23 protein-coding genes are annotated in these 26,203 nt (G+C 55.9%); 5 read left to right on the top strand and 18 right to left on the bottom strand.

The window, feature by feature from the left end; translation table 11 throughout:
• The 7 genes from VK738_06525 to VK738_06495 all read right to left on the bottom strand — a co-directional run.
• Positions 1-438: hypothetical protein (locus VK738_06525; GenBank protein HTD22289.1), on the bottom strand; the 438-nt coding region annotated here is incomplete at its 3' end.
• 439 nt (positions 439-877) lie between these two features.
• Positions 878-2,257 carry a DUF58 domain-containing protein gene (locus VK738_06520; protein HTD22288.1) on the bottom strand — a complete coding sequence of 460 codons (1,380 nt, stop codon included), beginning with the start codon at positions 2,255-2,257 and terminating at the stop codon, positions 878-880.
• A 113-nt stretch (positions 2,258-2,370) separates the two neighbouring features.
• Positions 2,371-3,351, bottom strand: coding sequence for a MoxR family ATPase (locus tag VK738_06515; protein HTD22287.1), 981 nt, complete (start codon positions 3,349-3,351; stop codon positions 2,371-2,373).
• Entirely contained in the window at positions 3,327-4,529 is a 1,203-nt protein-coding gene (locus VK738_06510; GenBank protein HTD22286.1) for a DUF4350 domain-containing protein, read from the bottom strand. The genes VK738_06515 and VK738_06510 overlap by 25 nt, the downstream gene beginning before the upstream one ends.
• Entirely contained in the window at positions 4,490-5,431 is a 942-nt protein-coding gene (locus VK738_06505; GenBank protein ID HTD22285.1) for a DUF4129 domain-containing protein, read from the bottom strand. The genes VK738_06510 and VK738_06505 overlap by 40 nt, the downstream gene beginning before the upstream one ends.
• Before the next feature lie 96 nt (positions 5,432-5,527).
• Entirely contained in the window at positions 5,528-6,394 is an 867-nt protein-coding gene (locus VK738_06500) for a hypothetical protein (GenBank protein ID HTD22284.1), read from the bottom strand.
• A gap of 161 nt (positions 6,395-6,555) precedes the next feature.
• On the bottom strand, positions 6,556-7,425 hold the full coding sequence (locus VK738_06495; GenBank protein HTD22283.1) for a hypothetical protein: 870 nt from the start codon (positions 7,423-7,425) through the stop codon (positions 6,556-6,558).
• A 122-nt stretch (positions 7,426-7,547) separates the two neighbouring features.
• Between VK738_06495 and VK738_06490 the strand changes: the two genes are divergently transcribed.
• Both VK738_06490 and VK738_06485 read left to right on the top strand, forming a co-directional pair.
• Positions 7,548-7,883: a YbjQ family protein gene (locus VK738_06490; GenBank protein HTD22282.1), complete on the top strand. Its 336-nt coding sequence runs from the start codon at positions 7,548-7,550 to the stop codon at positions 7,881-7,883.
• A gap of 101 nt (positions 7,884-7,984) precedes the next feature.
• On the top strand, positions 7,985-9,553 hold the full coding sequence (locus VK738_06485) for a hypothetical protein (protein HTD22281.1): 1,569 nt from the start codon (positions 7,985-7,987) through the stop codon (positions 9,551-9,553).
• A gap of 28 nt (positions 9,554-9,581) precedes the next feature.
• Here the strand turns inward: VK738_06485 and argJ are convergent, their stop codons facing one another.
• The 9 genes from argJ to argR are packed head-to-tail and all read right to left on the bottom strand — an operon-like array spanning position 9,582 to position 18,433.
• Positions 9,582-10,793, bottom strand: a complete 1,212-nt coding sequence (argJ, locus tag VK738_06480; GenBank protein ID HTD22280.1) for a bifunctional glutamate N-acetyltransferase/amino-acid acetyltransferase ArgJ — start codon at positions 10,791-10,793, stop codon at positions 9,582-9,584.
• Positions 10,790-11,305 (bottom strand): N-acetyltransferase, encoded by a 516-nt coding sequence (locus tag VK738_06475; protein HTD22279.1) that lies wholly within the window; start codon positions 11,303-11,305, stop codon positions 10,790-10,792. Before VK738_06475 ends, argJ begins: the two co-directional genes overlap by 4 nt.
• Positions 11,292-12,692, bottom strand: coding sequence for an argininosuccinate lyase (gene argH / locus VK738_06470; protein HTD22278.1), 1,401 nt, complete (start codon positions 12,690-12,692; stop codon positions 11,292-11,294). The genes VK738_06475 and argH overlap by 14 nt, the downstream gene beginning before the upstream one ends.
• Positions 12,689-13,897 (bottom strand): argininosuccinate synthase, encoded by a 1,209-nt coding sequence (locus tag VK738_06465; GenBank protein HTD22277.1) that lies wholly within the window; start codon positions 13,895-13,897, stop codon positions 12,689-12,691. The genes argH and VK738_06465 overlap by 4 nt, the downstream gene beginning before the upstream one ends.
• A complete protein-coding gene (gene argF, locus VK738_06460) occupies positions 13,890-14,903 on the bottom strand; it encodes an ornithine carbamoyltransferase (protein HTD22276.1) in 1,014 nt (337 codons plus the stop codon). The genes VK738_06465 and argF overlap by 8 nt, the downstream gene beginning before the upstream one ends.
• The gene (locus VK738_06455; GenBank protein HTD22275.1) at positions 14,900-16,138 is read right to left on the bottom strand and encodes an aspartate aminotransferase family protein; all 1,239 of its coding nucleotides are present in this window, start codon (positions 16,136-16,138) and stop codon (positions 14,900-14,902) included. Before VK738_06455 ends, argF begins: the two co-directional genes overlap by 4 nt.
• Positions 16,139-16,152: 14 nt before the next feature.
• The gene (gene argB / locus VK738_06450; GenBank protein ID HTD22274.1) at positions 16,153-16,935 is read right to left on the bottom strand and encodes an acetylglutamate kinase; all 783 of its coding nucleotides are present in this window, start codon (positions 16,933-16,935) and stop codon (positions 16,153-16,155) included.
• Positions 16,932-17,981 carry an N-acetyl-gamma-glutamyl-phosphate reductase gene (gene argC / locus VK738_06445; GenBank protein HTD22273.1) on the bottom strand — a complete coding sequence of 350 codons (1,050 nt, stop codon included), beginning with the start codon at positions 17,979-17,981 and terminating at the stop codon, positions 16,932-16,934. Before argC ends, argB begins: the two co-directional genes overlap by 4 nt.
• Complete coding sequence (gene argR / locus VK738_06440) at positions 17,981-18,433, bottom strand: arginine repressor (protein ID HTD22272.1); 453 nt, start codon at positions 18,431-18,433, stop codon at positions 17,981-17,983. The genes argC and argR overlap by 1 nt, the downstream gene beginning before the upstream one ends.
• A 69-nt stretch (positions 18,434-18,502) precedes the next feature.
• On the opposite strand from argR, the gene VK738_06435 reads away from it, so the two are divergent.
• Positions 18,503-19,843: an aminotransferase class I/II-fold pyridoxal phosphate-dependent enzyme gene (locus tag VK738_06435; GenBank protein HTD22271.1), complete on the top strand. Its 1,341-nt coding sequence runs from the start codon at positions 18,503-18,505 to the stop codon at positions 19,841-19,843.
• A 58-nt stretch (positions 19,844-19,901) separates the two neighbouring features.
• Here VK738_06435 and VK738_06430 read toward each other — a convergent pair whose 3' ends face one another.
• Positions 19,902-21,323 (bottom strand): metallophosphoesterase, encoded by a 1,422-nt coding sequence (locus VK738_06430; GenBank protein HTD22270.1) that lies wholly within the window; start codon positions 21,321-21,323, stop codon positions 19,902-19,904.
• Between the two features lie 391 nt (positions 21,324-21,714).
• Between VK738_06430 and VK738_06425 the strand changes: the two genes are divergently transcribed.
• Together VK738_06425 and VK738_06420 are read left to right on the top strand one after the other, a co-directional pair.
• Positions 21,715-23,049: a hypothetical protein gene (locus tag VK738_06425; GenBank protein HTD22269.1), complete on the top strand. Its 1,335-nt coding sequence runs from the start codon at positions 21,715-21,717 to the stop codon at positions 23,047-23,049.
• A 131-nt stretch (positions 23,050-23,180) separates the two neighbouring features.
• Positions 23,181-24,527, top strand: a complete 1,347-nt coding sequence (locus tag VK738_06420) for a homocysteine synthase (GenBank protein HTD22268.1) — start codon at positions 23,181-23,183, stop codon at positions 24,525-24,527.
• A 68-nt stretch (positions 24,528-24,595) separates the two neighbouring features.
• On the opposite strand, the gene VK738_06415 is transcribed toward VK738_06420, so the two are convergent.
• A complete protein-coding gene (locus tag VK738_06415; GenBank protein HTD22267.1) occupies positions 24,596-26,122 on the bottom strand; it encodes a glycoside hydrolase family 28 protein in 1,527 nt (508 codons plus the stop codon).
• Between the last annotated feature and the right edge of the window lie 81 nt (positions 26,123-26,203).

Raw genomic sequence — 26,203 nt, 5'->3', positions numbered from 1 at the left:
CGGGGTGATATTCAGGCTGACGCGGTCATAGTGCGGTTTTTTGCCTGCGCGGGCGGCTTCGCCGGAGGCCCGGCGCTGCTCGCGAGTTCGTTCTTTCAGGACCGCGAGTACGGAATTGCCGAGGTGACAGAGGAAGCGGCCGGTGCGCAGGTCCATTTCTCCACTGCAGACGTAGTTGGCGATGTTTTCCAGAAGCTCGTGAACCTGGGAGAGATCTTTCAGGGGGCCGGGCTTGAAGCCGGGCGGCAGGATGACCTCAGGCGGACGGCTACGGATCTGGCCGCCTTGCTTGCGGGCTGCGGCTTGTTTTTCTTTCTGGCCGGGGTCGTGGAAAAAGCAATAGGGCTTGCCGGTCTGGGGATCGGCTTTACAGCGGCTGCCGTCTTCGCTGAAGTGCTGGCAGCGGGGTTTGTTGCTGAAGAGTTCTTTAATGCCCATTTCTTGTACCTCCTTTCCGGTACATCAGATAGGATGGCATGGATTTGGTGGAATGAACATTATGGTGCCATAGTGGTATCACGATGGCACTAAAGGATGGACATTTTGGGAGAGTTTCAGGTTTCGAGTTTCAAGTCTCATCTACATCATGAGGTGTATTCTCGAGCACGATGAATTTTCCCACACGCGCTTGGCGCGCGTATGGGGCACCCCGGCCGGGGCTCCCACTGTTTGTTGCTCGCTTCGCTCACAGGGCAGCGAGGCATCCCAATGAACCGGAGCGCAGTCGTTTCCAACAGTCCGATTGAAGCCGCTTGTGGTTCCAATCTCCATCGGAGGTCCTTCGCCGCAAAAGCGCGGCTCAGGATGACAGACTAGAAAGGAATTCGCGCGAATATCCAGGTAGTGATTGATGGCGCGTGTATGGGCACCCCGGTTTTTAAATCAGGCTGCGCTCTTTGATATCCAGGTAATGATTGACTAGCGCGGTGGAAAGCTTGCCGGGGGCGAATTCCATCGCCAGGGCGCCGCGATAGCGCAGGCGAGCAAGAAGAAGATCGCGGCGCTGCACCATTTCGAGCGCGGCGGTGTGGCGGTAAAGATCTCGTGGGGTCTCAGGAGCGGTTTCAGCCAACTCGCCGAGTTCGGGCTGCGCGATGGCGGCGAAAAGCACGACGTGGCGCGGCATCATCTGATAAGCGCTGTCGATGACCTCCGGCGTCATGGCGGTTTCGGCCAGGTCAGTCAACCATACGATCAGGCAGCGCCGCTTCTGATCGCGCAATAACAATTGCGCGGCGCGGAAGTGGTCTGCTTCGAAGGCTTCTTCTTTCACGATCGCCAGCCGCTCCATGAATTCCCGCATGTGGGCCGGGCCGCGGGCGGCGTTGAGATGCTGTTGTGGCTTGCGGCCATAGGCGAGCAAACCGACTTTGTCGCCGGAAAACATGGCCACATGCGCGAGCGTAAGCGCGGCGTTCACCGCGTAATCCAGCTTGCTGAGGCTGCCTACGCGCGCCCGCAGCAGGCGGCCGGCATCCACGACAATCCAGACCGATTGGCTCCGTTCTACCTGGTGAATCTTGGTGATGGGTTTGGCGCGGCGGGCAGTGGCCGTCCAGCAGATGTCGCGCAGTTCATCGCCATCGCGCCATTCACGCAGGCTCTCAAATTCACGACCCAGTCCGCGCCGGCGTTGCAGGCGCCGCTCCTGCTCTACCTGCCGGCTGCGCAGCAGGAAGATGGTGTGCTTTTTGGCTTCTTCCAGATTGGGATAGACCCGCACCGTCTGGTTGAGTTTGACCTTGGCCCAGCGCTCAGCGATGTGGAGTCCTGATTGATAGCGTAAAAATACACCCTCCAGTTGCGCGTCTCCGCGCTCTCGCGGATGAATGTTGTAGCTGGCCTCGCCCTCCTTCCCGGGAGCAGCCTTGATCTCGATCTCTGGCGGGAGGCGGCGAAGTTGGAGGGGAATGTCGTCGGTCACGCGGGCGCGGATTCCTACCCGTCCGCGATTGAGGATCTTGATGGTCACTTTGCCTTCGCTGTCGAGGCTGACCGGCGCATGCCACGCGCGGCTTACGAACAACTGCCCCGGACGCGGCATCTGGCGAAGGTCATAGAACCAAGCTGCGAAAACCAGCGCATCCCACAGGAACATTCCGTAGAGAAAGCGGTGGTCAATCCAGGTGGGGCCAAGCCATGCCAGTCCGACGATCAACAGGGTGTAAAAGCGCGCGCCAAAAGCCCCCGGCAAGCGCGTCGCGGGAAACGCCATCATAGAAACCGTTGCCGGCACGAGTTGAGGACGAGGGTTCATGAAATTGTTCTAACTTAAAAAAGCCGGGGCTAAAGCCCAAAATTTTAAGAACCTTTACCCCGGCCTAAAGGCCGGGGCTCCCACCGTGCGCCCCAAGCGGCGCAATTGGGGATTTATTTGGGAACTTCCACTGCTGCAATTACGTCGCGGATGACCTGATCGGCGGTTACGCCTTCCAAGTCAGCTTCGGGTTTGAGCATGATCCGGTGGCGCAAAACTGGAGGCGCTACCGACTTCACATCATCAGGAATTAGATAAGGCCGGCCATCCATGGCTGCGATGGCTTTGGCCACCATCATCAGGCTGATGGCTGCACGCGGACTTGCTCCCAGGCTCAGCGCCGGCCATTCGCGGGTGCGACGCACCAGAGTTGTAATGTAACGGAAGAGCGCGGGTTCGACTTTCACTTGTGCTACCTCCCGGCGGGCAGCAGTCAGCAGACTGGAATCAACCGTCACCAAGCCGACTTTTTCCAATTCACGCGCATCGAAGCCATTCTGATAATTCTCCAGAATTCTCACCTCCTGATCGGCCCCGGGATAAGAGATAAGGATCTTCATCAAAAAGCGGTCGAGCTGGGCCTCGGGCAGAGGATAGGTCCCTTCAAACTCCACCGGGTTCTGCGTGGCGAATACGGTAAAGAAGCTGGAAAGTGGATGGCGCGCTCCGTCAATCGTGACCTGCCGCTCTTCCATGGATTCCAGCAGGGCCGCCTGCGTCCGCGGAGGGGTGCGGTTGATTTCATCTACCAGCAGCAAGTCCGTGAATACCGGACCGCGATGGAGCGTGAAACTCGAAGCGCCCATGTTGAATATATTGGCGCCCAGAACATCGGCCGGCATGAGGTCGGCGGTGCACTGCACGCGCTGAAAATCCAATTGCAGCAGGAGCGCCAGGGCTTTGACGGCCAGGGTTTTCGCCAATCCGGGCACGCCCTCGACCAGCCCGTGACCTCCACACAGAATGACCAGCAATAACTGATCAATTGTGGCCTCTTGCCCTACGATGACCTTGCCCAGCTCGCCGCGCACATGCGCCGCCAGCTTGCTTACCGATTCGACATTGCTGCTTATTGCGTTGCCGGCTGCTTCCATCCGGTTTTCTCCTTCAGAGTGCGCGGTGAAAGACGCAACACCCGGGTGTACTGCTGTAATGCCTGTACAAGCTGCACAGCTTCATGCTCGCTCAGCTCGGGATCGAGGGCTGCGCGTTCACAACGATACATTGTCTCTACAAATCCAGGTTCTCGCCAACCCATCTGCTCACGGACGGCGTTATTGAGGTCCTTGGTGCTGGTGGTACTGGCCAACGCCAGCCGCTTGATCAACAGATAACGAAAGCGCTGGTGGGCCACCTGGACTGCCGCCGAAGCCGCGTGCGCGCGCTCATAGAGCCCGCCCAGGCTATCCACAAATTCGAGGGGCGAGAGGCGAGGTTCCGGCACCAGCGGCCTCACCAGCCCGCTACGTCGCGAGTAGGTGAAGAAAATTGCCAGCAGGCCAATGCCCAACTGCAGCGCCCCCCAAATCAAGGGCGTAGCCGCAAAATACGCTGTCAAGCCGGGGCGTTCGCCGTGAAAATATTCGTCCCAAAGAATCCGCCGGCCTTGCGCGGGACCCAGCGAATTCAGCAACAGCTCCATGTTGCCTGCTTCTTTCAACCCGGCATTGGTCAGTGGAGTCGAACCGGACCACCAAATCACGCGCCCTTTACCGTGGGCATAAGAAACCACGACGGCATGATCTTCATCGCCAAAGATAACAGGCTCAGAAGCCGTTTTTGTCTCCCAATAACCTTCAGGTTTCATGGTGATCTGAGAAATGCCGCGATTCAAATCACTCGGAGCTCCAGCAGAGAATTTTTTCCATTCAAACTCGTAGTCGAATTTGGTCGCGTGTTCGGGAAGCGCGGTACTGGCCCGGTAGCCGGTGGCCAGGACGATGCCGCCGCGTTGCAGCCAGGATTCGAGCGTCTCCCGGTCTCGCGAGGTGATGCTTTCAACCGGGTCCGCCAAGACCAGCACGGTAGCCGTATCTTCGGGTAAAGGAAGATTTTCCAGCGGCGACTCCCAGCGCTCGATGGAATATCCGAGATCCTGCAGCAACAGATAAGCTGCCTTGCCACCATTGGAACCGGCCGCATAGCTGGAGGGGAAAGGCGTGGTGTCTTCCTCCGGAGATGGAAACAGCACGCCAGTGACGATCAACAGCACCAGAACAGCACCGGCGCAGATCAGGATTTTTGTGTCGCCGCGGCTGAGGGGGCCAGGCATCCGAGTTTCTCCAGTTGTTCTGTGACTTGATCAAAATCACGGGCAGTGGCCACGGCATAACCGTACCAGGTGAGTTCAAAACGCTGCGTGAGGTCGGCGAGAAGGGGGCGCTGAAAATGGTCCCGGGGCAACATGCGCAAATATTCGCGGGGGGTCAAGGTACGATTCGGGGCCCAGCGTCCAAGCTCCTCCAGGCGAAAGACCGCGGCCCAATAGGCGCAACGAATCGCGCTACGATAATCTCCGCGACGAGCGGCAGCCAACGCATCAGCCACCCACTCGCGTGATTGCTTATGAAATTGCTCTCCTCCTGAGAGATTTAATTCCAAATTTTCCTGCGTGCGCGTAATCAATTTCCACACGACAAACGCCAGCGCGAGACAGACGCCGGCAATAACGATCGAAATAATGAGCCAGCCAGTCCAAGAGGGAAATTTCGCCCGCCCGAAAGAGGGAAAATGAAGATGCAGTCGATCGATCCATTGCGCTATTTTCCCCAATGCACGATCAAGCCAGGTGGGACCGTCGGCTGAGCCGAATTCCTTGCGGCTCAGAATCTGTTGCAACTTTTGCCGTGCGTTGCTGGAAGGTGAAAGCCCTGCTGTGAATGCGTCAGCTTCCGCCTGCAACGCTTGAATGCGGCGCTTCAAGGAGTCGAGAGAACCTTTTCCCTTGTCTTTTTGCCACTGCTCCAGATCTTCTGCCAGGCGCGCTGTGGAAACTTCATAGGTTGTGCCCTGGTCGTTGACAATCCATTTCTTCGGCAGTGCATCTCGTATCGCTTGCCCTTCTTCGGGATGCTGCTCCAGACGGTTAACATCCGCAGCGAGACGGTCCAATTCCGCACGATAGGTAATCAGATCAACATTGGCCGTGCTGCCTTGCGCAGCCAGCGGAGACAAAAGAGCACCTAGATGAAAAGCAATGCAAACAACGAGCCAAAACGCCCATTTAAAGTTCAAGATAGACTCGCGCGGGTATCTCAACATGCCGTGAACTCACACTGAAGGAGGAACCAGGGGACTCGCCGCCACCGCCGCACCCGCCATGGCGTTGCGGTCAATTGCCGCCATCATGAATTGCATATCGAAAGCTTCTTTGCGCACGCGCTCGTCGTAGTAAGCGATCGAGAGAGCGATGTAAAGAAGCGGCGAAACCAGGCAGCCGGAGACAAAATTTCCAAAATACATCAGGCCATTCACCCAAAGCTGGGCCTGGCCGTGCGAAGGAAGCAGTGCCGCAAGCGCGACCGCCGGAATGGCAATCGCCCAACTGACCGCATACTGAATACACACAAATACAAACATGATCAGAAAAATCCGGCCCAGATCATCTTTGACAAGATTAAAACTACGCTTAATGGATTCAATTGCGTCTCGCCCTTCTAAAACTGTGACTGGGACCGCCAACGAACAAAAGAGGGCGGCGAACAGCGCCCCGATGATAAAGGCGAGGAGGCCGAAACCGACAGCGAGAGAAGTCAACACGGCAACGAAGAGAACGGACCAGAAACGGCCACGTACGAACGCATACGACGCGCTGATGGTGGTGTTGCGTTCCAAATAAACCTGAGACACGGCGTAGACGGTCGCGCCCTGGGCCATCGCATATGCAATCAAATTGACCACCAGAAGAACAGGAAAATAGATCAGGACGCCCATCATCCCGATGACAGCGGCAGACGAAGAACTGCCCCCGACCGAAGTAACGAGGGCGGGAATGAGGACCACTCCGAAGGACATGGCGAAGATCACGAGTTGCGGTAACACCATCAACCCCGCAAAGAGTTTAAAGTGGTTGCGGTAAAGGCTGAAGGTCCGATCCAGCATTTCGCCGATGCTCAACGGACGTAAGACAAGCGCCATTTTCCTGCTCCCGTAGCGAAAGAATGGCTGCGGATGTTACCACAGCCGGACGAAAAAACTCTTGTATTGGGATTGTACTCGTTGTCCCTAAGACTGTACCACGCGCGCGCGAGTGGAAAAGCAGGCTGTAGAGCAGCCATTCAGTTCAACATGCCGCGAACTCACACTGAAGGAGGAACCAGGGAACTGTCAGCCGTCGAAATGGTGCTGTGGTCAATTGCCGCCATCATAAATTGCATATCGAAAGCTTCTTTGCGTACGCGCTCGTCGTAATAGGCGATGGAGAGAGCGATGGTGAGGAGCGGCCCTACGATGCTTCCCACGATGAGACCTGCAAGACCGCTCACCGCACTGAACCAAAGGGGCACTTGTCCATGCCGCTGAAACATTATCGTAAGAACGAAGGTCGGAATCGCGACGAGGTAGCTCGCAGCAGTACGGATTACCGTAAATAAAAGCCAGACGACGAAAATCCTTCCCAGGTCATCTTTCACAAGATTGTAGCTACGTTTGATGGATTCGATGGGGTCGCGTCCTTCCAAAACCGTTACGGGCACCGCCAGCGAACTGTACAAAACGATAAGTACAGGAATCACAATCGCTCCTATAAGCAGCGCGATCACTCCGACCATGGCCCCCACCATTGCGGCCAAGAACACCAGCACGATTACCGCCAAAATGCTCCAGAAGCGGCCTTTGATAAACGAGTAAGACTGGCTGATTGTCGTGGGCCGCTCAAGATATACCTGCGAAACGGCATATACTGTCGCCGCCTGGCTCAGAGCATACGTGGCCAGTATGACGGCAAGAAAGATCGGCAGGTAGAGTAACACGCTAACGGCGGCAATTGGCGCTGTGGCAGATGACGAAGTCGCCGATTGTGAAATGACCTGCATTCCAAAACTGACCGCGAAAGTTGCGATCTGGGGAACAACGAAAATCCCCACGAATAGTTTGAAGTGATCGCGGTAAAGACTGAAGGTCCGATCCATCATTTCGCCGAGGCTCAACGGACGTAAGACAAGCGCCATTTTCCAGCTCCCGTACCGAAAGAATGGCTGCGGATGTCACCACAGCCGGACGAAAAAACTCTTGCATTGGGATTGTACTCGTTGTCCCTAAGACTGTACCATGTGCGCGAGAGTGGAAAACCATGATCCCTCATACGATGACGACAACTACTTTTGAACTGAATGGCTATTCTGTAGCCCGCAACCTGGGCGTGGTGCGCGGAATCATTGTCCGCTCCCGCTCCGTGCTGGGAAACATTGGAGCAAGCTTGCAAACCCTGATTGGCGGAAATATCACTCTCTATACGGAATTATGCGAAAAGGCCCGCAATGACGCCTATGAACTCATGATCCAGCATGCCGTCCAGATTGGCGCGAACGCCATTGTGGGCGTGCGCTATGACGCGACCGAAGTTATGCAGGGCGTAACCGAGGTTTTGTGTTATGGCACGGCCGTGGTCGTCGAGCCGAAGCGATAAAGGACGGATTTTATTCTTGCAAGTCGGGCCCGCTCTGGCGTTCTAATCAATGGGAACCTTGGACGCTCTGAAAGTGTCTATTTGAGGTATCGGGAGATGAGATGAAAAGCAGACGTGTGCTCGTATTCGTGTTTCTAGCCAGCATCACTGTGATCGGATTCGCGGCCACTCTGATGGCCCATTTTGCCGGGGACGCCGAGGAAGAGGGCAACAGCAGCGAACTGGCAGTCACGATTTATAACCAGAACTTCGCGGTTGTGCGCCAACCCATCCCACTCGACCTGCAGCCGGGATTGAACCATGTGCGCTTCTCCGAGACCACGGCGCATGTAGAGCCGGATTCGGTCATGTTGCGCGATCCCTCGGGCGCCTACAAGCTGCATATTCTGGAACAGAATTACCGCAACGATCCACTTTCTGAGCCTTTGCTGCTTTCTCTCAATGAAGGCAAGGTCCTGGATTTTGAAGTGCAACACGACGGGAAAACCGAAATCGTGAAAGGCAAAATTATTCGCAGCGGATACGTCCCGCACACCGACGCCTTTCAGAGCTATGACAACCAGTATTATCAGCAGCAGATGGCCTACTCCAACCCGGCCACGGGAAATGGAGACCCGATCATTGAAGTGGACGGACAACTACGCTTTGGACTGCCAGGGAAGCCCCTCTTCCCTACTCTCGGCGATGACACCATCATGAAACCCACCCTCGATTGGGTTCTGCGCTCCGACAAAGCGGGAAAGACAACGGGTGAACTCAGTTACGTAACCGGTGGCATGAACTGGCACGCCGATTACAACGTGGTGGCTCCTCCAAAAGGAGATATCCTCGACGTCGTGGGCTGGGTCACGATGGATAACCAGAGCGGAAAAACTTTTGAACACGCCAAGATCAAGCTAATGGCTGGGGATGTGAACAAGGTGCAGCCTGGATCTCCGGCTTTCCAGGCGTATACCATCAACGGAGCACCGTCGCGGGATGAGATAGGTCCGCAGGTAAAAGAAAAGGCCTTCGATGAATATCACCTCTACACGCTGCCGCGGCTTGTCACCCTGCGCGACCGCGAGAACAAGCAGGTGGAATTCATCCGCGCGGCGGGCGTGGAGTCGCAACGCGTCTACGTCTATGACGGCGCCAAAATTGATTCCAATCGCTACCAGTATTACAGCCCCGAGCAATTCCGTACCGACCAAAGCTACGGCACCGAATCAAATCCTGACATCTGGGTGATGCAGGAGATCGTGAACTCAAAGGCTAATCATCTCGGCATGCCCTTGCCTAAGGGCCACGTCCGCTTCTATCGCCGCGACGAAGATGGACAACTGGAATTTACCGGTGAAAATGTAATCTCTCACACCCCGGCAGATGAAACCCTGCGTATATTTACCGGAAATGCTTTTGACATAAAAGGTGAACGCCGTCAGACCGATTACAGGCGCCTGGATGACAAACATTGGATTGATGAATCCTTTGAGATCCACGTGCGTAATCATAAAAAAGAAGCGGCAGATATACGGGTAGTCGAGCATTTCTATCGCTGCAAGAACTGGGACCTGGTGAAGCAATCCGATACGTTCAATAAAACAGACGGGCAAACCGGCGAGTTCCGGGTGCACATTCCGGCGGACGGGGAGAAGATCATTACATACACGGTGCACTATACGTGGTAACTACGGGATCTGTTCGCGGAATTTTGGATTAAGTCGAGTAATCCGCATTGATATGAACGTATTCGGTGGTCAGGTCACAGGTAAGAAATTCGCAGTGGCTCTTGCCGCGTCCTAACTGAATCGTAATCTCGTAGCGAGGTTGCGACAGATAAACATGCGCCGAATGCTCATCAAAGCTTACGGCTTCTCCCTTGCGGCAAACCTGCTGCTTTCCGAAGAAAATATTCACCCGCGCCGGGTCCAGCCGAACCCCGCTGTTGCCGATGGCGGCGAGGATGCGTCCCCAGTTTGGATCTGCTCCCGCCCACGCCGTCTTCACCAATAGAGAATGCGCAATTGTCCGGGCCACGCGGTCGGCTTCTTCCCCGCTACGCGCCTGTTGCACGAGTAAACGCACAACATGCCGCACGCCTTCGCCATCGGCCACGATTTGCGTCGCCAGCGAACGGCAGACCTCGGCCAGCGAATCTCGAAACCTTGCGCGGGCCGAAGCGGATTGCAATGCTACACCACTCGAGCCGCTGGCTAGAAGCAATGCAGTATCGTTGGTGGAAGTATCTCCGTCAATGGAGATGCAGTTTAAACTGCCATCCACTGCCTCACGCAGATGAGTCTTCAGCAGCGAGGGCGAAGCCTGGACATCCGTAAAAAGATAGACCAGCATGGTGGCCATTTGAGGATGGATCATGCCTGCGCCTTTGGCAATTCCCAAAATGGAAATGGGTTTGCCCGCAAATTTGAATTGGGCTGAAGCCAGCTTGGGACGCAGATCGGTAGTCATAATGGCGCCCACAAAAGCCCGGACAGCTTTTTCACTGGCCTCGGCTTGCGCCATCAGTTGCGGAAGATGGGCCAGAATCTTTTCTGCCGGAAAAGGCACGCCAATGATCCCTGTCGAGGAAGGAAAAACCTGCTGGATGGGCACACCAGCATTCTCGCCAATTACAGAACAAATCTGCTTGCAGGCCGCATATCCGGCCTTTCCGGTGGCGCAGTTGGCATTGCCGGAATTGACCACCACGGCCCGGATTTTTCCGCGGGACCACGCCAAGTGCTCCCGGCCTACCTCAATGGGAGCGGCGACTACGCGGTTCGAGGTGAACACGGCGGCTGCAGATGTTCCTTTCGCGGCAATGGCCAAGGCCAAGTCAGGCTTGCCGCTGGCTTTGATGCCGGCGGTAGCAGCAGAAAATGAGAATCCGCGAGGGATATGGAGTTGAGGTTCGTGGTCTTGGTTCATGCACCTAGCTTGACCAGCGGTAAATTCACGGGAACTTTCCCGAGAATCGCAAATTTAGGAAGCTCACCACGCACCATGGCGATTTCATCGCACGCGTGCAGCTTAGGACAAAGCAAACAATCTTTATACAACTTATCGGGTATATCTTCGCGCGTCACCACACGGAACTCGAAGTGCGCAAAGAATGAAGGAATGAGCGTAAACAAACAGACGCAACTTACGTGATGATGATCGGCCTCAGCCAGCAAGGCCTCGATTAAAAGTGTACCCGCGCCTCTTTTTTGCAGTTCGGGGGTCACGCAAATCGAACGAATCTCCGCCAGGTGCACTCCATACAGGTGCAGGGCGCCGCATCCAATAATGTTGCCGTCATCTTCAACGACGTGGAAGTCACGAATGTTCTCGCAGATTTCCGCGAGTGGGCGCGGCAAAAGCGTATCGGCCTGGGAAAAGCTTTCGACGAGATGATGTATCTGCTCGGCATCGGGCAGAATGGCTCTACGCGTGTGCATGAACTTCTCCACTCAAGAGCGAAATCTGCTGGCGCACCTTGGCCAGCGCTTCACGCACTCGCGCCGGATGCGTGCCTCCGGTCACGTTGTGACATGCCAGCACGGCATCCAAACCCAGGCAGGAATAAAAGTCTTCTGCGAACTCGGGACTAAACTGGCGCAGCTCTGGCAACGAAAGGTCTCGCAATTCACAACCCTTTTCCAGACAATAACAGACTGCATTGCCAATGTGCTCATGCGCTTTTCGGAAGGAAACTCCCTTGTTAACCAGGTAGGTCGCAGCCGCCAGGGCATTCATGAATCCCGCCTGGGCCGCGCTCTGCATGCGCTCATAATCAAACTCGACCTGGCGCATGAAACCGATTGCCGTCTTGAGACTTTGCACTGCAGTCTCGGCGGCAAGAAAAACCGGCTCCTGGGTCTCCTGCAAGTCTTTGTTGTAGGCCAGGGGCAATCCCTTGAGCGTCACCAGCAATGACACGGCATTCCCCAACATGCGTGCCGCCTTGCCGCGAATGAGTTCCAACGCATCAGGATTCTTCTTCTGCGGCATGGCGCTCGAGCCGGTGGAATAGCTTTCCGGCAGGCGAACAAAACTATACTCCTGCGATGAAAACAGGATCATCTCCTCCGCCCAGCGGCTCAGGTGCATGAACAGCAGTGAGAGCACCTGTGCGAATTCAATGGCAAAGTCGCGGTCGCTGGTTGCGTCCATGCTGTTGGCTGCGGGCGCGGTAAAGGCAAGTTCCTGTGCTATGGCTTCCCGATCCAACGCCAGCGGCGCTCCAGCAATTGCGCCCGACCCCAGCGGAGAAAAATTCAACCGCTGGCGGCAATCAGCCAGGCGGGTGAAATCCCGCAAGTACATTTCTGCGTAGGCAAGTAGCCAATGCGCCACCAGCACCGGCTCGGCAGCCTGCAGATGGGTGTAGGCCGGCATGGCGGAATTCCCGGATTTTTCAGCGCGCGCCACTACAACATCGAGCAACTCCAGCAGCAAAATCTGCAGCTCATCAATTGTCTTACGGATGTAAAGCCGCAGGTCGGTGGCAATCTGTTCATTGCGGCTGCGGCCGCTGTGCAGCTTGTATCCGGTCTCCCCGATTAACTCGACGAGGCGTTTCTCGACAAAATGATGGATGTCTTCCGCTTCCTCGTCATTGAAATACTCCGGCTTCTGCGCGGCTGACAGAATTGCTTCCAATCCCTGCAGAATGGAAGCCAACTCATTGTCAGAGAGCACACCAATCCTCTGCAGCGCACGAGCATGCGCGCCGCTGGCGGCAACTTCCTCATTGACTAATCGCCGGTCGAACGGGAGTGACCGCTGCCAGCGCTCAAACTCCGGATCAAGCGGCTGGCGAAACCGGCCCGACCACATCTTCATGGGACTGTGACCTCGTGTCTCAGCAGAGCGCGTGAACGGGAGGGCAATCCGAGAATGCGGATGAACCCCGCTGCGTCTTTCTGATCGTAACTCTCGCCCATGGTGAACGAAGACAGGTCGGTGCGATAGAGCGAGTAATCCGAGGTGCGGCTGGCAACGGAGACATTACCTTTATATAGATCGAGCGCAACCGATCCGGTAACTTCGCCTTGTGTGCTGGCGACGAAGGCATCGAGCGACTCGCGTAATGGCGTGAACCACAGGCCGTAATAAACCAGCTCTGCATATTTCAACGCGACATATAGCTTGAAGTGCATGAGGTCGCGATCAAGGCACAAAGCCTCCAACTCACGGTGCGTGGTGAGCAACAGAGTTCCGCCTGGAGTCTCATAGCAGCCCCGCGACTTGATGCCCACAAAGCGGTTTTCCACCAGATCAACCCGGCCGATGGCGTTGCGCCCGCCGATCTCATTCAATTGCTGCAAGAGCGAAACCGGGTCCATCTGCTTGCCGTTGACCGAAACGGGAACGCCCGCGGCAAAGCCAATCTCAACCCGCTCTACCTTATCGGGCGCAGCCTCGGGCGATTGCGTCATCTGCCACGTGGTTTCCAGTGGCTTATTCGCCGGATCTTCCAGCTCGCCGCCTTCATGGCTCAAGTGCAGTATGTTGCGGTCGCGGCTGTGGATCTTCTCCCGGCTGGCAGCGACGGGTATCTTGCGTTTCTCGGCATAGTCGAGGCAGTCTTCACGCGACTTCAAATCCCATTCGCGCCAGGGTGCAATGATCTTCAAATGTGGCGCCAGGGCCTGATAGGCATGCTCAAAGCGCACCTGATCGTTGCCTTTGCCGGTGCAACCGTGGGCCACAGCGGTAGCCCCTTCGCGCAAAGCCACCTGCACCTGATGCTTGGCGATGACGGGGCGTGCGAGAGAAGTGCCCAGCAGGTATTTATGTTCGTAGACGGCCCCGGCCATGATGGCGGGAAACACATAGCCGGTGAGAAATTCCTCGCGCATATCTTCCACCACGACCTTGGATGCCCCGGTGGCATAGGCCTTCTTCACAACCGCTTCGATGTCGTCTCCCTGGCCAACATCGCCGACCATGGCGATCACCTCGGAGCCGTAGTTTTCCTTCAACCATGGAATGATGATGGAAGTATCGAGCCCCCCGGAATATGCAAGAACAACTTTTTCAGACATGTGCGCTCCTCTGCGGAGAGCGTTTGATTTCTCCGCCTAATAAAATGAGCATGACTGCTTTTTGAGCGTGCATGCGATTTTCTGCCTGGTCAAAGACTACCGACCGGGACGAATCTATGACCTCATCTGTGACTTCATCTCCACGATGGGCAGGCAGGCAATGCATGAATACCGCATGAGGAGCAGCCTGCGCGAAGAGCTCTTCATTGACCTGATAGGGAGCAAATGTCTTCTTGCGCTTTTCTGCTTCGCTCTCCTGCCCCATGCTGGCCCAAACGTCGGTATAAACCGCGTCCGCGTCTTTGACGGCCGCGCGCGCGTCGTGAGTCACTTCAATTGAGGCTCCCGTTTCGGAGGCGATCTCCAAAGCTGTGCTCAGGATGTGGGGGTCGGGGTTGTAACTTTTGGGCGTCGCCACCGTGATCTTCGAGCCCAGGCAAGCGGCGGTCAGCATCAGCGAGTGCGCCACATTGTTGGCGTCTCCCACATAAGCCAGGCGGATTTTTTTAAGGTCTCCAAACTTTTCCATCAGCGTGAAGTAGTCTGCCAGGGCCTGGCAGGGATGCTCCAGACTGCTTAGCCCGTTGATGACCGGGATGCCCGCGTGCAGCGCCATCTCCGTAACGGTCGTGTGCTCAAAGGTGCGCAACACCACACCATCAACCCAACGCTCCAGGTTATGGGCGATATCGCTGAGCTTTTCGCGCGCGCCCAGGCGGGCGTTGGTCTGGTCGAAGAAGAGCGATGTGCCTCCCAGGCCGTTCATCCCGGCTTCAAAGGTGATGCGGGTGCGCAGCGAAGGCTTCTCGAAAAACAGCACGATTTGTTTTCCCGCGAGCGACCGGCGGAAATCTGCCGGGCGTGTTTTGACCAGCATGGTCAAATCAAGTATGCCTTTGACGCCCTCGGGCCCCAGGTCTGCGATGGAAATCAGGTCTTTAGACCATTGCGGCCTCTGCCCGGGAACCGCCATGACCGCAGATGATTTAACAGTTTGTGTTTTCAACTTGCTATGCTCCTCCGCGCCTTACCCTGCGCTTTCGTATTGATCTGACCTTCCTCTTCTGCCAAAACTAAATCCAGTTTTTCTATGACTTCATCCACGTGCGCTTTGCCGATCACATAAGGCGGCAGGAAGCGCAGTACGTTTTCGTGGGTCCGGTTGATGATGACGCCGCGCTCCATCATCTTTTTAACAACTGTCTTGGCCAGCTCGCCGGAATTCAATTCCACTCCGACCATCAAGCCCAGCACCCGAACGTCGGTGATTGCCTTGTGCCGCTCTTGCAGTGATTCAAGCTGTTCGCGCAGATAGTTCCCCATCTTGTGCGCATGCTCCACCAGCTTTTCCCGCTCCAGCGTCTGCAAGAATGCAATGGCAACCGCGCAGGCCAGCGGCCCGCCACCGAAGGTGGTGCCGTGCATCCCAGGATGGAAGCTGCGGGAAACCGCTTCTTTGGTTAGCACTGCACCCAAGGGCAATCCGGCAGCGAGTGGCTTGGCAATGGTGACGACGTCGGGCGAGATGCCATAGTGCTGATAAGCGAACATTTTTCCGGTGCGTCCTAACCCGCTCTGGATCTCATCGAATATCAGCAGCGCGTGATATTTGTTGGCAAGAGTTCTGGCCGTTTGCAGGAACTGCTTATCCACCAGACGAATGCCGCCTTCACCCTGCACGACTTCAAGCCCGATGGCGCAAACACTGGAATCGAATTTCTTTCGCAGGTCATCCACATCGTTGTAGTGCACGAACTCGACTCCGGGCATCAAGGGCATGAACGGATCGCGGTATTTTGCCTGTCCCGTCGTAGCCAAAGAACCGAAGGTGCGTCCATGAAAAGAATTGTCCATGGCCAGCACGCGCCAGCTTGGCTTGCTTCCATTGCGGCGTGTGCGCGCATAGGCGCGCGCCAGTTTGAGCGCGCACTCCCAGGCTTCGGTTCCGCTGTTGCAGAAAAAAGCCCGGTCCATGCCGGAGAGACGGGTCAAGCGCTCCGCCAGCTCGCCCTGATATTCATGGAAGAACAGGTTCGAGGAGTGCACCAAAAGTTCAGACTGGCGAGCCATGACCTTGGCGATCGCGGGATGTCCATAGCCCAGGGCATTCACTCCGATGCCGCTGAGAAAATCAAGGTACTTGCGCCCTGAGGCGTCGTACACATAGACACCTTTTCCTTTGCGCAGCAGCACCTTGTACCGATCGTAGGTAGGCAGCAGCAGGGCAGCTTCTCTTTTCATGACTGCTTCCAGGTTCATGCCACCATTACCTCGGTTCCTAAATCAATTTTCGAGCGATAGAACTGCGGCAACACTTCTGCTTGCAAGGCCGGCAAAATACGCACGCGTCCTACGCCTTTGCGCAAAGCTTCCCCACATGCCTCAAGCTTGGGCAGCATGCCTCCGAACACAACGGATTGCTCCACCAGAGTGGGGATTTCGTTCAACGTGAGCCAACGCATGACCTCACCGCTGGCATCTTTCACTCCGGGAACGTCAGTCAAAAAGATAAGTGCACTGGCATGGCAGGCGGCGGCGCAGGCAGCGGCCATCTGGTCGGCATTAATGTTGTAGTACTGGCCATCCACACCCAGCGCCAGGCTGGAGATCACCGGGACACCGCCATAACCCCAAACCGCTTCGATCCAGCGTGCATCGGTAGAGCAAATCTCGCCGACGAATCCCAAGTCATGGGCGGTACCGTTCTTCTTGCGGGCGCGGAAAGACAGGCCATCTCCGCCGCACATTCCCACCGCCTGACAGCCGACCGCAGCGAGCTCCGCCACCACCTGCTTATTGACTCCCCCGGCCAGCACCATGAGCGCGACGTCGCGGGTCTCGCTATCAGTGACCCGCAAACCATTGATGAATTCGCTGGTTTTACCCAATTGCTTCAGGGTGCGGGTCAAAGCCACACCTCCGCCATGCACCACCGCGACGTTGTGGTCCTGGGCCAATGAGGCAATAGCACGAGCGCAGTTGCGACGAAGATTACTGTCGTCCAGTGCGACCCCGCCGATTTTTATGACAATTTTCAATTCAGCCCCTCTCTTTCGTCCCATCCCAACATCAGGTTCAAGTTCTGCACCGCCTGCCCGGCGGCGCCTTTCAGAAGATTATCCAGACAAGAAACCAGCACCAGCCGTTTGCCGTCGGGCGCCAAAGTCAGGCCGATATCGCAAAAATTCGTGCGCAGTGAAAATTGGATTTGCGGCAATCGCGGTTGCGCAAAGACCCTGACCCACGGCTTGCCTGAATAAAAACTGCGGAAGGTCTCTTCGATCTGTTGCGGCGTCGACTCATTTGCCAGCCGCAGATAAATCGTGGAAAGAATGCCCCGCGGAATCGGTAAAAGATGCGGCGTGAAGACAAGCTGTCCGGAAGCGAACCCAAGCTGCTCGAGAATTTCTCCGGTATGCCGGTGGCCGAAGACCGAGTAGGCAGAAAAGTTATCGGCGACCTCTACAAAGTGGGTCTTGGCCGTAGGCTGCTTGCCGGCCCCGGAGACCCCAGACTTAGAATCGCAAATAACATCATGGTTCCGGTCAATCATTCCGGCACAAACCAGCGGCGCGAGCGCCAGGATGACCGAGGTTGCATAGCAACCCGGATTCGCCAGTAAAATCGCATGCTGAATTTCAGCCCGGCGCAGCTCTGGCAATCCGTATACAGCTTTCTGCATTAAGGCAGTAGCAACCTCCGAGCCTTCGTCGGAAAAGGCATAGACCTTGCGGTTGGCTGCGACCTTCAACCGCCATGCCCCGCTGAGATCAATGACCCGCAGGCCGCGATCAATGGCTTCGGGGACCATCTCGCGCGAAGCTTCATGGGGCGTGGCCAGAAATAAAACTGACACGCCTGCATTCTTCAATTTTGACCAGGAAAACGGCTCCAGAGAAGACTCCGGCTCTCCATAAACATGAGGGAATACCTCTGCCAGTGTTCCGGGCTTGGAAGACTCCTCGCTCTCACGCCGCATTAATAAAGGAGTACTCAATCGCGGATGCCGCATCAGCAGGCGCGCAAGCTCAAAGCCGGCGTAGCCGGTTGCGCCCACAACCGCGGTTTGCAATGGGGCTGACATCAGGCGATCATCTCCCGGATGCGGGTTGCCAGTTTGTGCGCTGATTTCTTGTCGGGAGAGATAATCAGGATGGTGTCATCACCCGCGATGGTGCCTACGGTTTCTTCCCAGCCTTCGGCATCCAGGGCAGCAGCTACTGGCTGCGCGCTGCCGATACTCGTCTTCACTACCAGAAGGTTCTGGGCCTCCCGGATTTCGAGCACAAACTCACGCAGCAAACGCGCGGCCGACGGCAACCCAGACTCGGGCGCATGATCGTTGCCGGAGAGCGCATAGCCTTCCGTGGTTTTCACCAGCCCGAGTTTGTGGATATCGCGCGAAAGCGTGGCCTGGGTCACCTTCAGGCCGTGCTTGGCCAGCGCCTTGCGCAACTCATCCTGGTTGGCAGCCGGGCCGTGCTGCAGCACGTCCACGATCAATTTCTGACGTGCGAATTTGGTTGCGGGTGACATGAATATTTATTCAATAGTATGCATAAATATTCTTTATCTTGTCAAGACTCCCGCTGATAAAATTTATTCATGGTGGACGTGGGGCCTCTGTATTCTGCCGTGCCCGATCCCGATGCCGGACTTTCTTCTCTCGCCCAGGGCATCATCGGCTCAGAAATTCTCAAAATCTCAGCCCAAATTCGCGCCCTCAAAGCCAAGGGCGCAGTGCTTTGCAACTTGACGGTGGGCGACTTCGATCCGGCGTACTTTCCAATTCCCCACGAACTGCTGGAAGGCACCCGCGCAGCCCTGGCGGCGGGCCATACCAACTATCCGCCCTCGGATGGAGTCCTGGCGCTGCGCGAAGCAGTCGTGCGTTTGTATGAGCGCGAGCTGGGGCTGAAGTTTCCGCTGGAATCAGTTCTGGTTGCCGGCGGTGCGCGTCCTTTACTCTATGGCGCGTATAAGACCCTGATCACACCGGGAGATGTGGCGGTGTATCCTGTGCCGTCGTGGAACAACAACCACTATGCTTTTCTCACGGGGGCGCAGCCGGTTGAGATCGCAGTTGCACCTGAATCGAACTTTTTTCCTACCATCGAGCAACTGCGGCCGCATTTAAAGAAAGCCCGGCTGATTTGCCTCAACTCGCCTTTGAACCCGACGGGCACAGCGATTGATCGCAATCTTCTGCGCCAGATCTCGCTTGAAGTGCTTCAGGAAAATAGACGGCGCCAGGCCAGCGACGGCGAGCGTCCGCTTTATCTTGTTTACGATCAGGTTTACTGGACCTTGACCTACGGAGCTATCAAGCACGTCACGCCGCTGGAGCTGGTCCCGGAAATTGCGCCTTACACGCTGTTACTGGACGCAATCTCCAAGGCTTTCTGCGCCACCGGATTGCGCGTGGGTTGGGCTGTGATGCCGCCTGCGATTCGCAGGCACATGATGGACATCCTGGGCCACATCGGCGCATGGGCCCCCAAAGCTGAGCAGGTAGCAGTGGCCGCGCTGCTTGATGATCCGGAAAAAATAAGGGCATTCCAAGCCGATCTGAAGACCAAGCTCAAGACCCGCCTGGATGCACTGTACGAAGGCTTCTCAGCCATGAAGCAGGATGGATTCCCTGTAGACGCAGTCGCTCCCCAAGGCGCTATTTATCTTTCCGCCCGCTTCGACCTCTTCGGCAAAAATGTTCGGGGAAACGTCATCCGAACCAACGAGGAAATTCGCCAGCTTCTATTGGAAGAAGCAGGAGTCGCCGTAGTTCCCTTCCAGGCTTTCGGCCTGAAGGAAGATACCGGCTGGTTCCGGCTCTCGGTAGGTGCGGTCTCCATGGAAGAGATTAACGCTATCTTCCCCCGGCTGCGCGAACTGCTGGCCCCTGCTGTAAAGAAAGCCGCAAAGAAATTGGAAACCTACGCACGCTAACACCTCGCGTAAAAAATGCTTTGCCGCTCGTACCGCAGAACAGGTGATACAGCCAACCTTATTTTCGGCCGCGCTTCCCTGCTTTGGGAGCAGCCGGCTTATGCCCAGCGTGTGGTTTTCCGGCGTGCGGCGCCTTGCCTCCTGGTTTTTTCTTCGGAGGCTTCGGCGCTTTCGGCGGCTTACCTGCTGGGGGCTTACCGCCAGGAGCCTTGCCGCCGCCTTTCGATCCGGAACTTGTGATTTTTCCTTTCTGTATGTCTACCGTCACAGAATCGAGCTCTTGCACGCCATTGCCAGTCGGCGAGCGGAATGAGACTGTGAGGGTGTGCCCGTCGGTGCTGATGATGAGATAGCCAAAATCAACCAGCGGATTAATCTCCAGTGTATGATCGCCCACCGTAATGGGCGCATTCCCTAAAGCAGTTTGTGGCTGGGTGGCAGCAAAACCGCCACTGCCGGCGACAATGTATGGAATCTCCTTGTTCGCAACCCGGCGCGTAAACCGCTGATAGAGGTGGGCATGTCCTGACAGCATGAGATCAGGCCACACGCCGGCTTGCTGGCAGGCATTATCGATATCTTTTTCCGCTCCGTCAGAGCCGGCATGCTTGGCGTCGGCTGACAGCGGCGGATGGTGCAAAGCAATTATCAGCGCGCGCTTCCCGGCATCGTGGTCCGGCTTGATGCGCTGCAGTTCGCTTTTCAGAAATGTCAGTTGATCATCCACAATAGGATAATGGCCGCCCTGCGAGGAGATCACCCCCGGCCCCTCCAGCACGTTGCTGTAGAGCCCAATCACGGAGACAAAGGGAGCATCCAAGGTGAAATAGACTGCCGGCTGCGTCATTACACTTCGCACCAGCCCCCCGGCATCAGGAGAAACTCCCTCATTTGTCGCGCAGAAGTTGTCTAAGAACGCCGTGAGTGTCGGCACCTGAGGCGCGGAAGATCCCTGGCCGAAAACAGAGCCATCATGGTTTCCGGGAATCGCAAAGATAGGACGGTCATAAGCCCGGAAGGGCTCGTAGAACTGATCATAATAATATTGGGCTTCGCCGAAGTTATAGATGACATCGCCCAAGTGAAAGAAGAAAGCAGGCGCATCCGACGCGTTGCCGGCGAGGTCGGCCGCCATGGCGTCCGAAACTTTTGCCTCGTTTGCGATGGCTTGACCCGCGGTTTGCTGGCGATTCACCTTGGCTGCGCCGGTATCGCCGACGGAGTGAAAACTGATCTTGCCGGCGTTTGCGATGTTCTGAATGATCTGTGGCCCGACAAAGTCAGCTAAATTCAAATGCATGGGCGCATTCTTGTGGGCAGGCGGTATAGGCTGCACCTGGCTCTTGTGCATCAGATAATACGGTGAGTTGTAATACTGCGAGCTGGTATTGCTCACGCGAAAACTGGCTTCATCCGTGCCGGGGATGGGCTCGGCGAAGAGCCTTCCTCCCGGGCCAATCAGGTTTGGTTTTGTCGGCATAGCTCCCCTCCGGGCACAAAGAATAACACTCGCTCAAAGATTCTTTTCGGGAATGTTAAAAAATACAGAAGTTCTCATCCTTATGGTGACTGTAGCCCTGTAAGTGTTTCAGGTTTCATGCAGATGCGAGTTTATTCCCCCAAGCCCGGGAACCCAGCCAGTATCGCGCCATTAGCCGCTAAAAAAGTTTACAGATCTCGGCTGGAGATACGTATTTGTGCCATTTCAGGAATTTCCTGATTTAAACCTGAATACACGTGAATAGCTAATTGGCTTGCTTACTGCGCCATAGGACCTATAACGTGCGTCCTCTGATTTAGAATTTGTTGTTCTTACCATAAGCTCCAGCAAATCAGAGATTGGTGCGCATAAATCACGCACAGGAGGAAATATGAATCAGCAGAGACGGTTGGGAGCTACTCTTGCGTTGTTACTTGCCGTCATCGTCGGGTGGGGCGCTGGAATCTGTGCTGCACAACAACCTGCCTGTACCAGTGCAATTCAGGAATCTGACTGCCCGGGCTCTACTGGCAGTTCCGCCGAGTTTCACTTTGCGCTCAGTGCTTGTCGCGTAGTCTCCACTTACCAGGAGCGCTGCAACTTCGGCTTCCAGTTCGGATATGTTGACGGAGTGATGGGAGCAGTGAAAGAACCGAACGGATACCTCTACTTCGGCTCTGCCAAGAGCAACTCCACGACTTGCAAGGGGACTCCCAATACACAGGGTATCTATCGGCTGGTTCCGGATGCGAACGATCCGACCCACATCAATTCAGCCGATTGCAGTGCGCTTCTATTTCCTCTGAACAAACATGGCAATTTAACGCCACGCGGAGTCACCGGGGCCTACGACAGTGACTACCTGGGCGGAGGACCGGCCATGGAGATTACCGATGGCCCGAACAAGTTTATTCTGCTGACGTATCACGCCGAGTTTCAGTATGGCCAGCCGCGTCCTAACTTGGCCAATCTCTTTTTCGGTACTCTCGGGCTGGCGGTCTCGACGGATGAGGGCAAGACCTTCCGGAAGCTTGGCCAGATCATTCAGCCGCATTCCAGCCGCAAACTCTGGATCAGGCACTTCCCCACCAAGTCGCTCTCGGTAGGGAACGGGCCGTTCATACTGGGCGATGAAAAATATAATCCAGTCAGCCCACATGATGCCGATCCGGAGAAGACGTATCTCTACGTCTTCTATATTGACCAGGCTCCGGGCGTGTGCGGCGGCAATCAGTGCCTGGCCGTGGCCCGCGCGCGGCTCTCGGACGTGATCAAGGCCGTCTATGACACCAACACCGCGGCCGTTCCCTATCTTTTTCGGAAATACTATAACGGGAACTTCGACGAGCCTGCCGCCACGACCGATGTTAATAACAACATACCTTCGGGCCTCTACTCAGAGGTGTTGACCGGCGCATTTTCACCCTCCATTATTTACGATCCCACCAGCCGCCGCGCGATTCTTGCCTACCAGGTCCCGAATGAACATACCATCGCGTTTCGCATTTCCTCAAACCTGGTCGAGTGGAACCCTTCACAACCACCGCTTGCCACTCTGGACGAGCGGCCAAAGTATTGGGTCAGATATCCAAGCCTGATACAAACAGGCGGGGAGCAAAGCAATGCTCCCCAACTCTGGATCTTTTATACCCATGATCCCAATGACAGTAAGGGAGCCTGGACAAAAGCCACGTTCATGGCCCGGTCTATAAAAGTGACGGAATAGGATACGACGCCCTTTTACTGCGGATTTACGCACCCGCTGGCTTCCGATAAACTGTTGGGATTCAAAATTGAACCGATTTTGATGTCACCGCCCCAAACCGTAAACGTTTCTAACCAATAGGAGAATACAAAATGTCCTCAAGCGAGAACGGAAATAAGGCCAAGCACAAACTCGCAACCCTCGCAGTACACGGCGGCCAGGAGAAGGACCCCACTACGAAAGCACGCGCAGTACCCATTTATCAGACGACTTCCTATGTCTTCGACGACGCCGATCACGCGGCCCGTCTCTTTGCGCTGCAGGAGTTCGGAAATATCTACAGCCGCATCATGAACCCCACGACCGATGTGTTTGAAAAGCGTCTGGCCGCCCTTGAAGGCGGAGCTGCAGGCCTTGCGTTGGCCTCAGGGCAGGCTGCCGAGACCCTGGCAATGATTACGCTGGCCAGTGCAGGCGACGAGATCATCTCCACCACGTCGCTCTACGGCGGGACCTACAATCTATTTCATTACACGCTTCCTAAATGGGGAATCAAGGTCCGCTTTGTAGATGCCGCAGATTTCGATGGCCTGCAGAAGGCAGTCACCAAGCAAACCAAAGCGGTTTACACCGAAACGGTGGGCAACCCGAAGCTTGATATCTCTGATATCGAACGCCTCGCTGCCATCGCGCACAAGAACGGGCTGCCTCTTGTGGTGGATAACACCACGCCCTCTCCTGCATTGTGCCGTCCTATCGAGTGGGGTGCGGATATTATCGTGAACTCGGCCACCAAGTTCATCGGCGGCCATGGCACCTCGATCGGCGGCATCATGGTGGATGCCGGCAAGTTTGACTGGAAAGCCTCAGGACGATTCCCCAGCTTCACCGATCCCGATCCGTCATACCACGGCTTTTCGTTTACGGAAGCCTTTGGGCTATTGGCCTTCATCATCAAAGCGCGTGTTCAAGGCCTGCGTGATACCGGCGGGTGCCTCTCGCCGTTCAACTCCTTCCTGTTTCTGCAAGGCGTCGAGACATTGCATCTAAGGATGCAGCGGCACTCGGAAAATGCGATGGCGGTCGCGCGCTACCTGCAATCGCATCCGGCAGTCGAATGGGTGAACTATCCCGGCCTTGAATCGAGCCGTTACCACACTCTCGCCAAGAAGTATCTTCCTGATGGCGCAGGCGCGCTGGTTACGTTTGGTATCAAAGGTGGGTTCGAGGCGGGGAAGAAGTTGATCAACTCCGTGGAGCTTTTCAGCCTGCTGGCCAATATTGGCGACGCGAAGTCGTTGATTATTCATCCGGCCTCGACCACGCATCAGCAACTCACGGAAGAGGAGCAGCGTTCAACCGGCACGACGCCAGAGTTGATTCGCCTTTCCGTAGGCATTGAAGATATTGCGGACATCATTGCTGATCTCGATCAGGCTTTGACTGCGGCGACAAAACCAGGTTCCCCAAGTGGGAAATTGACTGGTGCTGCGAAATAGCTTCGCTGTTTTTAATGCAACGCAAAAAAGCCTCGCCGGAGCGAGGCTTTTTATTTCTTTCGGGCGCTCTAGAACTGTTTTTCTTTTACGCTCTCCAGCTTGGTATCAGGCAGCGACCCGCTGTGGAACAAGCTGAAATCGGTAACATCCTTGAGCGAGAAGGTGGGTGCCGCCGGAGCGTGCTGGGCTTTGACTAGATTGAATTCCGCGCCCTTCACGTCGTCGAGCACGAACGCCGGCCGCAGGTCTTCTTTCATGTAGCCCACCTCAACGTTCGTGAACTCAATGCCCTTGGCGTGTCGGATAAAAAATCCATATGAAGGCATGTCGCCATGGCGGTACGGCTCGGGATACTCTTTCTCTTCTTCCGGCGGATTGATCGCGGCCTGCTCCTTGGTGCCGCCGCCCTGATAGTAGATGCGAATGTTGCTCAGCTTCACGTCTTCGATATCGTGTCCGGGTATACCCATGATCAGCGATCCATTCTTGGGATCGGCGTTATAGATTACGACGTCGCTGATGTTGATGCGGTGCAGTGAGCCGATAGGAACTCCGTCAGGAGCGCGCATGCGGGCGCCCAGGCGAATGTAAATCGGCGCATTGGCGATATCGCGCATGGTGATGTTGCTGATGCTGACGTCAGAGAGTTCGGCGCCATCCACGGTCTCGAGCGCGAGGCCGCGGGCGTAGTCAAAGACGCAGTTGGAAATCGTGATGTTGCGGAACGAGCCCTCGGACTCAGTGCCGATCTTGATGCGGCCGGTGGGGCCGTGGGTCAGCGGAGGCGTGTTGCTTCGCTTGTAGGTGCCATCCAGGAAGGTACCGTTCTGGAAGCCGGTGACCTCGCAGTTGGTGATGGTCATGTCTTCGGTCTCGCGCGCAAAACCAAGGGCGTGCGTGCCCTTGATGACGATGCCATCGTCATAGGGCGAATTCACGCTGACGTTGGAGATGCGCACGTGGCGGGTGGAATCAACATCAATGCCGTCGCGGTTGGTATCAATCTTGATGTTGTCGATGGTGAGGTTATCCACTCCGGTGGCCAGAATAGCGAAGTGGCCGGCCAGCAAAATGGAAACGTCGCGAATGATAACGTTGCGGCAGAGCTTGAGTGAGATGGCCTTGTTGCCCACGCGCTGGTCGGCCTTGCGCGTGAGGGCGTCCTTGCCACTGATAACGCCAGGACCGAGGATGGCGATGTTCTCCAGGCCCTCGCCCCAGATCAGGCTGTTGTGAAAGTAGGTATGGCCGAAATCCTGGTATTTGTCCCACTGCTTCTGGCTGGTTTCAATTGGATCGTAGACATCAGGATTATCAGAGGCCTGAATGGTTGCGCCCTGTTCCAGGTAAAGCGTGATGTTGCTCTTGAGGTGAATGGAACCGGAAAGATAAGTGCCGGGAGAAAAATAAACCGTTCCGCCGCCGGCGGCGCTGGCGGCATCAATAGCTTTATTAATGGCGGGGGAATCGAGCGCTTTGCCATCGCCCACAGCCCCGTATTTTTTAACGCCGAAAACCTCGGCCCGCAGTTGACTGGCGGCGAGCCCTAACACGGCGAGCAATGCAATACATAAAACAATACGTCGTTTCATCATTTCTCCTGGAGTTTTAAAAAGCAGTTCTCAGTTGTCGGTTCTCAGTTCTCAGTAGTTCCCTGGTGATTGAGCACAATTACT

This window comes from Terriglobales bacterium (genome assembly GCA_035487355.1).
Classification (GTDB): Bacteria; Acidobacteriota; Terriglobia; order Terriglobales; family Acidobacteriaceae; genus QIAW01.
Note: the sequence above shows the minus strand (reverse complement) of the source record. Positions and strands in the feature narration are given on the sequence as shown.

Excerpts from the sequence above, each read along its gene's own strand:
- VK738_06520 (HTD22288.1), bottom strand. The coding sequence starts at position 2,257 with ATGAACCCTCGTCCTCAACTCGTGCCGGCAACGGTTTCTATGATGGCG.
- VK738_06515 (HTD22287.1), bottom strand. The coding sequence starts at position 3,351 with ATGGAAGCAGCCGGCAACGCAATAAGCAGCAATGTCGAATCGGTAAGC.
- VK738_06510 (HTD22286.1), bottom strand. The coding sequence starts at position 4,529 with ATGCCTGGCCCCCTCAGCCGCGGCGACACAAAAATCCTGATCTGCGCC.
- VK738_06500 (HTD22284.1), bottom strand. The coding sequence starts at position 6,394 with ATGGCGCTTGTCTTACGTCCGTTGAGCATCGGCGAAATGCTGGATCGG.
- VK738_06495 (HTD22283.1), bottom strand. The coding sequence starts at position 7,425 with ATGGCGCTTGTCTTACGTCCGTTGAGCCTCGGCGAAATGATGGATCGG.
- VK738_06490 (HTD22282.1), top strand. The coding sequence starts at position 7,548 with ATGATCCCTCATACGATGACGACAACTACTTTTGAACTGAATGGCTAT.
- VK738_06485 (HTD22281.1), top strand. The coding sequence starts at position 7,985 with ATGAAAAGCAGACGTGTGCTCGTATTCGTGTTTCTAGCCAGCATCACT.
- argJ (HTD22280.1), bottom strand. The coding sequence starts at position 10,793 with ATGAACCAAGACCACGAACCTCAACTCCATATCCCTCGCGGATTCTCA.
- VK738_06475 (HTD22279.1), bottom strand. The coding sequence starts at position 11,305 with ATGCACACGCGTAGAGCCATTCTGCCCGATGCCGAGCAGATACATCAT.
- argH (HTD22278.1), bottom strand. The coding sequence starts at position 12,692 with ATGAAGATGTGGTCGGGCCGGTTTCGCCAGCCGCTTGATCCGGAGTTT.
- VK738_06465 (HTD22277.1), bottom strand. The coding sequence starts at position 13,897 with ATGTCTGAAAAAGTTGTTCTTGCATATTCCGGGGGGCTCGATACTTCC.
- VK738_06455 (HTD22275.1), bottom strand. The coding sequence starts at position 16,138 with ATGAAAAGAGAAGCTGCCCTGCTGCTGCCTACCTACGATCGGTACAAG.
- argC (HTD22273.1), bottom strand. The coding sequence starts at position 17,981 with ATGTCAGCCCCATTGCAAACCGCGGTTGTGGGCGCAACCGGCTACGCC.
- argR (HTD22272.1), bottom strand. The coding sequence starts at position 18,433 with ATGTCACCCGCAACCAAATTCGCACGTCAGAAATTGATCGTGGACGTG.
- VK738_06435 (HTD22271.1), top strand. The coding sequence starts at position 18,503 with ATGGTGGACGTGGGGCCTCTGTATTCTGCCGTGCCCGATCCCGATGCC.
- VK738_06430 (HTD22270.1), bottom strand. The coding sequence starts at position 21,323 with ATGCCGACAAAACCAAACCTGATTGGCCCGGGAGGAAGGCTCTTCGCC.
- VK738_06425 (HTD22269.1), top strand. The coding sequence starts at position 21,715 with ATGAATCAGCAGAGACGGTTGGGAGCTACTCTTGCGTTGTTACTTGCC.
- VK738_06420 (HTD22268.1), top strand. The coding sequence starts at position 23,181 with ATGTCCTCAAGCGAGAACGGAAATAAGGCCAAGCACAAACTCGCAACC.
- VK738_06415 (HTD22267.1), bottom strand. The coding sequence starts at position 26,122 with ATGATGAAACGACGTATTGTTTTATGTATTGCATTGCTCGCCGTGTTA.